The organism is Streptomyces sp. SID14478 (assembly GCF_010548525.1).
GTDB lineage: Bacteria > Actinomycetota > Actinomycetes > Streptomycetales > Streptomycetaceae > Streptomyces.
In genome coordinates, this window is sequence record NZ_JAAGMG010001191.1 from 1 (window position 1) to 10,391 (window position 10,391).

The following is a 10,391-nucleotide window of genomic DNA, read 5'->3' on the forward strand; positions in this document are numbered from 1 at the left end:
TCGGGTACCGGGCCGTGCCGGGGGTGAGCGCCGGGCTCGTGGCGGCCGCGTTCGTGGCGGCGGCCGTGACCCGGTACGTGGCGCCGCGCCACGCTCCCCGCGGCCCCGCCCCTGACCCGGCCGCGGTCCCGGACACGCCCTAGGCGATCACTGGGATGAAGCCCCCGACGCTGCGCGCCTGTCCGCTCCGGCGCGCAGGGGGAAAGAGTGGACATACCCACCCCGAGTGATCCACATGCACGCCCTGGCCGGATTTCTTACGTCAATCCGGCTGAACTTTTGTTGATCGGGGGTTAGTTGGTACCCGCATCGCCCTACCCTTCAAAGGGTGAACCAGTTGAAGTCCCGAGAGTCCGAGGCCGACCAGCCGGGGGAACCCACCCCGGGCACCACGCTCCCCGGCGTGCTGCCCGAGGCGCTGCGCAGGGAACTCATCGCCTTCCGGCGTGACTTGCACATGCACCCCGAGCTCGGCAACCAGGAGTTCCGTACCACCGCCGCGCTCAAGGCGCGCCTTGAGCAGGCCGGGCTCGCGCCCCGCGTGCTCGGTATGGGCACCGGGCTCATCTGTGACATCGGCACCGAGGGGGCCGAGTGGAACGGTGAGCGCGGGATGCTCGCCCTGCGCGCCGACATCGACGCCCTGCCGATCCCCGACACCAAGGCGACCTGCGCGTACCGGTCCACCGTCCCGGACCGGGCGCACGCCTGCGGGCACGACGTGCACACCACCGTCGTGCTGGGCGCCGGCCTCGTCCTCGCCGACCTGCACCGACGGGGCCAACTGCCGCACCCGGTGCGGCTGATCTTCCAGCCCGCCGAGGAAGTGCTGCCCGGCGGCGCCTCGGACGTGATCGAGTGCGGCGCGCTGGACGGCGTACGCAAGATCGTCGCCGTGCACTGCGACCCGAAGGTCGAGGCCGGGCGGATCGGGCTGCGGCACGGCGCCATCACCTCGGCGTGCGACCGGCTGGAGGTCGCCCTCGACGGGCCCGGCGGGCACACCGCCCGCCCGCACCTCACCACCGACCTCGTCATCGCCGCCGCCAAGGTCGCCACCGAGGTGCCCGCGCTGGTCGCCCGCCGCGTCGACGCCCGCTCCGGACTCGCCCTCACCTGGGGACGGCTGGAGACGGGGCACGCCTGCAACGTCGTCCCGCAGCACGCCGAACTGTCCGGCACCGTGCGCTGCCTGGACCTCGACGCCTGGCGGGCCGCGCCCGACCTGGTGCACGGTGCCGTCCAGGAGATCGCCGACCTGTACCGGGCCAAGCCGGTGATCGACTACATCCGCGGGGTGCCGCCCGTCGTCAACGATCCGGCGGTGTCCGACCTGCTGCGCGACGCCATGATCGCCCGGCTCGGCCCGGACTCCGTCGAGGGCACCCAGCAGAGCCTGGGCGGCGAGGACTTCTCCTGGTACCTGGAGCACGTGCCCGGCGCCATGGCGCGGCTCGGCGTGAAGAACCCGGGGGAGCGCGGCAGCCGCGATCTGCACCAGGGCGACTTCGACGTGGACGAGTCGGCGATCACGGTGGGCGTGGAGCTGTTCACGGCGACGGCGTTGCTGGACGCGGCCGGGGCCTGAGCCGAGGGGCGCGATTCCCTCCCGTTCGCGCCCTTCATCACGCTCCTTCACGGGGACGTAACCGACTCCCGGCACGAATCGGTAACGGCAGGCCCGAACCCCGTTCCCCGCCCCCTCGACGCGCGTTACGCTCCGCCGAACTCAGCGCCCTGCGCGGCGTGTTGACGAAGGAGCAGCCGATCATGCGTCGTTCTCGTACAACCCGGCTCACGCGGATAGCCGTGGCCGTCTCCGGTCTCGCTCTCGCCGCCACCGCCTGCGGCGGCACCAGCAGCGAGAACGACAAGGGTGGTTCGTCCGACAAGGGGGACCTCGGGCTCGCCATCGCGTACGACGTCGGCGGCAAGGGCGACCAGTCGTTCAACGACTCCGCCTACGAGGGCCTGAAGAAGGCCAAGGCGGAGTTCGGGTACAAGACGGCCGACCAGGAGCCGAAGGACGGCGAGTCCGACGACGACAAGGCGCAGCGCCTGTCGAACCTGGCGAAGGCCGGCTACAACCCGGTCATCGGCATCGGCTACGCCTACGGCCCCGCGCTGAAGGAAGTGGCGAAGAAGTTCCCGAAGACGACCTTCGGCATCGTCGACTCCGTCGTCGAGGGCACCAACGTCACCTCGCTGGTCTTCGCGGAGAACGAGTCCTCCTACCTGGCCGGCGTCGCCGCGGCCAAGGCCACCAAGACGAACCACGTCGGCTTCGTCGGCGGCGTCGACAACGAACTGATCAACAAGTTCCAGGCCGGCTTCGAGCAGGGCGTCAAGGACACCAAGAAGGGCGTCAAGGTCGAGGTCCAGTACCTCGACGACGACCCGGCCAAGGGCTTCGCCAGCCCCGACCTCGGCGAGGCCGCCGCGGGCAAGCAGCTGGAGGACGGCGCCGACGTGATCTACCACGCGGCCGGTCTGTCCGGGCAGGGCGTCATCAAGGCCGCCGCGACGCAGAAGAAGTGGGTCATCGGCGTCGACTCGGACCAGTACAAGCAGGGGACGCTGGCCAAGTTCAAGGACTACATCCTCACCTCCGCGCTCAAGGAGGTCGGCGGAGCGGTCTACTCGCTGGCCAAGTCGGTCAAGGACGGCAAGCCGCTGACGGGCACGCAGACCTTCGACCTCAAGGCCGACGGGGTGGGCGCCTCGGAGTCCAACCCCAAGTTCAAGACCATCCCCGGTCTGGCCGACGCGGTCGCCAAGGCGAAGAAGGGCATCGTCGACGGCTCGATCAAGGTCGCGACCAAGCCGTAGGTCATACGTACAACGTCCAGGGCGGGCGCGGAACCCTTTCCGCGCCCGCCCTGCGTTGCGTTCGGGAAGGCCCTCCGGGAGCCCGTCCGAGGCCGTGCATCGCCCTGATAACGAGATGGACAGAAGGGGTTTTATGTTTTGTCTACGCGCGTTACTCTGCGGCGAACTCAGCGTCGGGCCCTGTCCCTCCGGCGCTTGTACGAAGGAGCTCTTCCCATGCGCCGGGTTTCCCGCATAGCGGTCGCAGGCACCGCCACCGCTTCTCTCGCCCTCGCTCTGGCCGCTTGCGGCGGCACCTCGTCGGACGCCTCGTCGTCCGCGGGCAGCAAGGAGGGCAAGGGCCTCGCCATCGCCTACGACGTCGGCGGCAAGGGCGACCAGTCGTTCAACGACGCCGCCTACGAAGGCCTGAAGAAGGCCAAGAGCACGTTCGGCTACCAGGTCGCCGACCAGGAGCCGAAGGACGGCGAGTCCGACGACGACAAGGCCGCGCGCCTGGTCAACCTGGCGAAGGCGGGCTACAACCCGGTCGTCGGCATCGGCTACTCCTACGCCCCGGCGGTGAAGGAGGCCGCGGCCAAGTTCCCGAAGACGACCTTCGGCATCGTCGACGACTCCTCGGTGCAGGGCAAGAACATCGCGGACCTGGTCTTCCAGGAGAACGAGGTCTCCTACCTCGCCGGCGTCACCGCCGCCCTGAAGACGAAGACGGACCACGTCGGCTTCGTCGGCGGCGTCGACAACGCGCTGATCAACAAGTTCCGGGCGGGCTTCGAGCAGGGCGTCAAGGACACCAAGAAGAACGTCAAGGTCGACGTCCAGTTCCTCGACGAGGACCCGGCCAAGGGCTTCGCCTCCCCGGACCTCGGCAAGGCCGCCGCCGAGAAGCAGCTGGAGGACGGCGCCGACGTCGTCTACCACGCCGCCGGCCTCTCCGGCCAGGGCGTGATCGGGGCCGCCGCCGCCGCGAAGAAGTACGCGATCGGCGTCGACTCCGACCAGTACAACCAGAAGCCGCTCGCGGCGTTCAAGAAGTCCATCATCACGTCCGCCACCAAGGGCGTCGCCGAGTCGATCTTCAAGCTCGCCGAGTCGGTCAAGAACGGCAAGCCGGAGACCGGTGTCCGCACCGGCGACCTGAAGTCCGGTGAGGTCGCCCTCGCCGACTCCAACCCGGAGTTCAAGAACGACAGCAAGCTCCAGGCCGCGCTGAAGAAGGCCGAGGCCGGCATCGTGGACGGCACCATCAAGGTCGCCGTCAAGTAAGGCAGCCGCAGCGCCGCAAGGCGAGGCGAAGGGGGAGCCCGGACCGCGTGTGCGACGCGGTCCGGGCCGATCCGGTCAGGGACCGGGTACGGGGACGTTTCATTTCAGGGGTCTTCTGCTGTGTATCCCCGTCGGACGCTTCTTCCCCGTAACGCGTTCGTGGGATCCTGCTCGGGCTTCAGACTCGAACCCCGTATCGAACTCGCTTCTCGCACACCGTTGTTGGGGCGCTACGCGTGTAGGCGGCCCCCCTTCCCAGGAGAGTGCGCCATCGCCACGTCAAGCTCCCCGCCGGCCGCCGACGCCGCCCCCGCATCATCCGGTCCCGTAGCCGTCGAACTCAAGGGCATCACCAAGCGGTTCCCGGGCGTCGTCGCCAACCACGACATCTGCCTCACCGTCCGCAAGGGCACCGTGCACGCCCTGGTCGGCGAGAACGGGGCCGGCAAGTCCACGCTGATGAAGATCCTCTACGGCATGCAGAAGCCGGACGAGGGCACCATCGCCATCCACGGCGAGCAGGTTTCCTACTCCTCGCCCGCCGACGCGATCGCCCGCGGCATCGGCATGGTCCACCAGCACTTCATGCTCGCGGACAACCTCACCGTCCTGGAGAACGTCGTCCTCGGCAGCGAGAAGCTGCACGGGATCGGCGGCAGGGCGCGGCGCACGATCCTGGAGATATCCGAGCGGTACGGCCTCGGGGTGCGCCCGGACGTCCTCGTCGAGGACCTCGGGGTCGCCGACCGCCAGCGCGTGGAGATCCTCAAGGTCCTCTACCGCGGCGCCACCACCCTGATCCTGGACGAGCCGACCGCCGTGCTCGTCCCGCAGGAGGTCGACGCGCTCTTCGCCAACCTGCGCGGGCTCAAGGCCGAGGGCCTGGCCGTCATCTTCATCTCGCACAAGCTCGGCGAAGTCCTGTCCGTGGCCGACGAGATCACCGTCATCCGCCGCGGCACGACGGTGGGCACGGCCGTCCCCGCCGAGACCACCCCCAAGCAGCTCGCCGAGCTGATGGTCGGCAGCGAACTGCCCACCCCCGAAACCGCCGAGTCGACGGTCACCGACCGTCCGGTGATCCAGGTCGAGGACCTGCGCCTGGCCGCGCCCGGCGGCGGCAAGCCGCTCCTCGACGGCATCACCTTCACCATCCACGCCGGTGAGGTGCTCGGCCTCGCGGGCGTCGAGGGCAACGGCCAGAGCGAGTTGATCGAGGCCCTGATCGGCCTGGAGCACGCGGACAGCGGCGTCATCACGATGCTCGGCGAGGACATCACCGCCTGGGCGACCCGCAAGCGCCGCGAGTCCGGCGTCGGTTACATCCCCGAGGACCGCCACCGCCACGGCCTGCTGCTCGACGCGCCGCTGTGGGAGAACCGCATCCTCGGCCACGTCACCGAGCGCCCCAACAGCAAGGGCTTCTGGCTCGACCCGAAGTCCGCGCAGGCCGACACCACGCGGATCGTCGAGGAGTACGACGTCCGCACCCCCGGCATCGACGTCACCGCCGCCTCCCTGTCCGGCGGCAACCAGCAGAAGCTGATCGTGGGCCGCGAGATGAGCCACGCGCCCAAGTTCCTGATCGCCGCCCACCCCACCCGCGGGGTGGACGTCGGCGCCCAGGCGCAGATCTGGGACCAGATCCGCGAGGCCCGCCGCGAGGGCCTCGCGGTGCTGCTCATCTCGGCCGACCTCGACGAGCTGATCGGCCTCTCCGACACCCTCCGGGTCATCTACGACGGCCGCCTGGTCGCCGACGCCGACCCGGCCTCCATCACCCCGGAAGAGCTGGGATCCGCCATGACCGGTGCCGCCTCGGGCCACCTGGAGCACACGGAAGACGGTGCCTGACCATGAACATCCTCAAGCGCTGGGCCGCCGGAAACGGGGAGAGGTTCCTCCTCGCGGCGGCCGGTCCGGTCATCGCGCTGATCGTGGCGTTCGGGCTCACCTCGATCGTGCTGGTCGCCTCCGGCGAGAACCCGTTCGACCCGTTCTCGATCATGTTCGAGCAGGCGACGTTCTCCGACGTCCAGGTCCTCATCATCAATGACGCCGCCGGGCTCTACATCGGCGCGCTCGCGGTGGCCATCGGCTTCCGGATGAACCTCTTCAACATCGGGGTCGAGGGCCAGTACCGGCTCGCCGCCTGTGTCGCCGCCATCGTCGGCGCGCACGTGGCGTTCCCGGCCTTCCTGCAGATCCCGGTCCTGATCCTGTCGGCCGCCGTGACCGGGGCGATCTGGTCCGGCATCGCCGGCATCCTCAAGGTGACCCGCGGCGTCAGCGAGGTCGTCTCCACGATCATGCTGAACTCGATCGCGGGCTCGGTCATCGCGTACCTGACCCTGGAGGACGCCTTCGGCGTCGCCGTCGGCAACAACCGCACCACCGGCGAGATGGACAAGGCCGGCTGGTTCCCCGGCATCAACATGGGCGATCAGATCGGCACCGTCTACGGCTTCGTGGTCGTCGCCGCCGTGCTCGGCATCGTCTACTGGGTGATGCTCAACCGCACCCGCTTCGGCTTCGACCTGCGCGCCTCGGGTGCCTCCGAGACCGCGGCCGCCGCCTCCGGCGTCTCCGCGAAGAAGATGGTCCTGACCGCCATGCTGCTGTCCGGCGCCATCGCCGGCATGGCCGGTCTGCCGACGCTGCTCGGCTCGACCCACACCTTCTCCGACTCCTTCCCGGCCTCGCTCGGCTTCAACGCCATCACCGTGGCGCTGCTCGGCCGCAACAGCCCGGCGGGCATGGCCCTCGCCTCGCTCCTGCTGTCCTGGCTCTTCAACGCGGCCGACCCGCTGGACCTGCAGGGCTACAGCTCCGAGATCGCCACGATCATGCAGGGCCTGATCGTGATCGCCGTGGTCGTCTCCTACGAGGCCGTCCGCGTCTGGGGCACCCGCCGCCAGCAACAGCGCGTCGGCTCCGAACTCGCCGCGGGCCACGTCCTCGGCGCCTCCGCCACCCACGACAAGAAGCAGGAGGTGGCCGCCTGATGAGTATGGCTCCCGTCCTCGACAAGCAGCCCGCCGCGGCGCCCGCGGCCCGGCGGCGGCTCAGCCTCCCCGTCCTGCTCCTCCTCGTCGCCGGACTGATCTGCCTGGTCTCGGCGGTCCGCCTGATCACCGACGCGAACGGCCTGACCTCCGTCAGCCAGATGTCCACGGCCCTCCAACTCGCCGTGCCCATCGGCATGGCGGGCCTCGGCGGCCTGTGGGCCGAGCGGGCCGGCGTGGTCAACATCGGCCTCGAAGGCATGCTGATCCTCGGTACGTGGTTCGGCGCGTGGGCCGGCTACCAGTGGGGCCCCTGGGCCGGCGTGCTGGCCGCCCTGATCGGCGGCGCGCTCGGCGGCTTGGTGCACGCCATCGCCACCGTCACCTTCAACGTCAACCACATCGTCTCCGGTGTGGCCATCAACATCCTGGCCCTGGGCGCCACCCGCTACCTCTCCGCCATGATCTACGACGGCATGGAGGGCGCCACCACCCGCCAGTCCCCGGCGGTGCCGAGCCTCGGCGAGTTCACCGTCCCCGGACTCGCGGACGCCCTCGCCGACCTCAACAAGCACGGCTGGTTCCTGATCTCGGACGTCGCCGGCCTGCTCGGCGGCATCATGACGGGCGTCTCCTGGCTGACCCTGATCGCGGTGCTGCTGATCCCCGCGTCCTGGTGGATCCTGTGGCGCACGTCCTTCGGGCTGCGGCTGCGCTCCTGCGGCGAGAACCCGGTCGCGGCCGAGTCGCTCGGCGTCAACGTCATCAAGTACAAGTACATCGCCGTGCTGGCCTCCGGCGCCCTCGCGGGCCTCGGCGGCGCCTTCCTGTCGATGGTCTCCTCCAACTACTACCTGGAGGGCCAGACCGGCGGCCGCGGCTACATCGGCCTCGCCGCGATGATCTTCGGCAACTGGATGCCGGGCGGGCTCGCCGTCGGTGCCGGCCTGTTCGGCTACAGCGACACCCTCAAGGTCCGCGGCGGCACGGAGAACACCCACGCGCTGCTCCTGCTCATCGCCATCCTGGCGCTGCTCGCGGTCGCCTGGCTGATCTGGAAGAAGAAGTACGTCGGCGGCGCCGTCACGCTCGCCGTCTCGGTCCTGCTCTTCTTCTGGTACGCCTCCACGGACTCGGTCCCGAGCCAGGTCGCCACGGCCATGCCGTACGTCCTGACCATGATCGTCCTGGCGCTCTCGGCACAACGCCTGCGCATGCCGAAGGCGGACGGGCAGCCGTACCGGAAGGGCCAGGGCACGTGACGCATCCCGACTGGGAGTCGCTGAGGCAGACGGCCCGCGAGGCCATGTCCCGCGCGTACGCCCCGTACTCGGGCTTCCCGGTCGGGGCGGCGGCCCTGGTCGACGACGGCCGCACGGTCTCGGGCTGCAACGTCGAGAACGCCAGCTACGGGCTCGGCCTGTGCGCCGAGTGCGGCCTGGTCTCGCAGCTGGTCTCCACCGGCGGCGGCCGACTCACGCACTTCACGTGCGTGGACGGCAAGGGCGAGATCCTGATGCCGTGCGGCCGCTGCCGTCAGCTCCTGTACGAGTTCGGGGGCCGGGAGCTGCTCCTGGAGACGGCGTCGGGGGTGCGGTCGCTGGGGGAGATGCTGCCGGACGCGTTCGGGCCCGAGCATCTGAACTGAGCAGGAAACACAGGCGACTTGAGGGCCGCTTCTCCTGATGACCGGGAGGGGCGGCCCTCCGTCATGTCACCTCACCCGAGCTGTCGCAGTTGGGCGAGGACGTCGACGACGCCCCAGATCTCGGTGATGAGCCCGTCGGCGAACCGGAGGATGAAGATCTCGTCGTACGAGACCTTCCGCCCGGTCGGCGCGATGCCGTGGATCTCGCCCCGATGGGTTCCGGTCACCGTGTTCCGGGCGACGATCTTGTCCCCGTCGGCGAGCACGTCCTGGACCTCGACGTGCAGGTCGGGATAGGCGCGCAGCAGCGTCTCCCACACCTGCTTGAGCGCCTGGTGCCCCGTCGTCCCCATCGGCAGGGGCGTGTGGAACAGGAAGTCGGGGGCGAAGGCCTCGTCGACGGCCTTGCCGAAGACCTCCAGGTCGCCGGCGTTCCCGGCGGAGTGGTAGTGCTCGAACGCAGCCACGTTGCGTGCTTCTTCGGCGGTGTACATGGGATTCCTCCTGGGCGCGGTCCCGAGATGCCTGTCGAGCGATGCCTGTTGATGCCTGCACACAGGACGCACGGGGGTGCCGTTGATGTGACATGACGCCTTCACCTGCGGCATCTATGCGCGTAGAGTCGGCGGAATCGCATCACGCACGCCGGAGCTGGAAGGAATGCCATGGACGTCATCTCCGTCATCCGTACGAAGCGGGACCGGGGCCGCCTCAGCGACGCCCAGATCGACTGGGTCGTCGACGCGTACACGCGGGGCGAGGTCGCGGACGAGCAGATGTCGGCGCTCGCCATGGCGGTCTTCCTGAACGGGATGGACCGCGCGGAGATCGCCCGCTGGACCGCCGCGATGATCAACTCCGGTGAGCGGATGGATTTTTCCGTCCTGGCGCGGCCCGCGGCCGACAAGCACTCCACCGGCGGCGTCGGCGACAAGATCACGCTGCCCCTCGCCCCGCTCGTCGCCGCGTGCGGCGCGGCCGTGCCGCAGCTGTCGGGCCGGGGGCTCGGCCACACCGGCGGCACCCTCGACAAGCTGGAGTCGATCCCGGGCTGGCGCGCGGACATCAGCAATGCGGAGATGATGCGGACGCTGGAGGACGTCGGCGCCGTGATCTGCGCCCCCGGCAGCGGACTCGCCCCCGCCGACAAGAAGCTCTACGCCCTGCGCGACGTCACGGCGACCGTGGACTGCATCCCGCTCATAGCCTCCTCGATCATGTCGAAGAAGATCGCGGAGGGCACGGGCTCCCTGGTCCTCGACGTGAAGGTCGGCACCGGCGCCTTCATGCGGGAGCTGGACCAGGCCCGCGAACTGGCCCGCACCATGGTCGGGTTGGGCCTCGACCACGGGCTGCCCACCGTCGCCCTCGTCACGGACATGAACACCCCGCTCGGCCTGACCGCGGGCAACGCCCTCGAAGTGCGGGAATCCGTCGAGGTGTTGGCCGGCGGCGGCCCCGCCGACGTCGTCGAGCTCACCCTCGCCCTGGCCCGCGAGATGCTCGACGCGGCGGGCCTGAAGGACGCCGACCCGGCGAAGGCCCTCGCCGACGGCTCGGCGATGGACGCCTGGCGCCGGATGGTCGCCGCGCAGGGCGGCGACCCGGACGCGGCGCTCCCCACGGCCCGCGAGACGCACGTC

At 69.9% G+C, this 10,391-nt stretch carries 9 protein-coding genes; 8 read left to right on the forward strand and 1 reads right to left on the reverse strand.

Annotated features, from left to right (window positions below; all coding sequences use genetic code 11):
- Positions 1-328 precede the first annotated feature (328 nt).
- From G3I40_RS37940 to G3I40_RS37970, 7 genes are all read left to right on the forward strand, one after another.
- Positions 329-1,588 (forward strand): amidohydrolase, encoded by a 1,260-nt coding sequence (locus tag G3I40_RS37940; RefSeq protein WP_164559366.1) that lies wholly within the window; start codon positions 329-331, stop codon positions 1,586-1,588.
- Positions 1,589-1,770: 182 nt separating this feature from the next.
- Positions 1,771-2,829 (forward strand): BMP family ABC transporter substrate-binding protein, encoded by a 1,059-nt coding sequence (locus G3I40_RS37945; protein ID WP_164559367.1) that lies wholly within the window; start codon positions 1,771-1,773, stop codon positions 2,827-2,829.
- A 216-nt stretch (positions 2,830-3,045) separates the two neighbouring features.
- Entirely contained in the window at positions 3,046-4,095 is a 1,050-nt protein-coding gene (locus G3I40_RS37950) for a BMP family ABC transporter substrate-binding protein (protein ID WP_164559368.1), read from the forward strand.
- Between the two features lie 270 nt (positions 4,096-4,365).
- A complete protein-coding gene (locus G3I40_RS37955) occupies positions 4,366-5,949 on the forward strand; it encodes an ABC transporter ATP-binding protein (protein ID WP_164559374.1) in 1,584 nt (527 codons plus the stop codon).
- Positions 5,950-5,951: 2 nt separating this feature from the next.
- Positions 5,952-7,100 carry an ABC transporter permease gene (locus G3I40_RS37960; protein ID WP_164559369.1) on the forward strand — a complete coding sequence of 383 codons (1,149 nt, stop codon included), beginning with the start codon at positions 5,952-5,954 and terminating at the stop codon, positions 7,098-7,100.
- Entirely contained in the window at positions 7,100-8,362 is a 1,263-nt protein-coding gene (locus G3I40_RS37965) for an ABC transporter permease (protein ID WP_164559370.1), read from the forward strand. Before G3I40_RS37960 ends, G3I40_RS37965 begins: the two co-directional genes overlap by 1 nt.
- Positions 8,359-8,748, forward strand: a complete 390-nt coding sequence (locus tag G3I40_RS37970; RefSeq protein WP_164559371.1) for a cytidine deaminase — start codon at positions 8,359-8,361, stop codon at positions 8,746-8,748. The genes G3I40_RS37965 and G3I40_RS37970 overlap by 4 nt, the downstream gene beginning before the upstream one ends.
- 71 nt (positions 8,749-8,819) lie before the next feature.
- Here G3I40_RS37970 and G3I40_RS37975 read toward each other — a convergent pair whose 3' ends face one another.
- Positions 8,820-9,242 carry an ester cyclase gene (locus G3I40_RS37975; protein WP_164559372.1) on the reverse strand — a complete coding sequence of 141 codons (423 nt, stop codon included), beginning with the start codon at positions 9,240-9,242 and terminating at the stop codon, positions 8,820-8,822.
- A 171-nt stretch (positions 9,243-9,413) separates the two neighbouring features.
- On the opposite strand from G3I40_RS37975, the gene G3I40_RS37980 reads away from it, so the two are divergent.
- Positions 9,414-10,391 (forward strand): thymidine phosphorylase (locus G3I40_RS37980; RefSeq protein ID WP_164559373.1); only part of this gene is annotated, 978 nt, incomplete at its 3' end.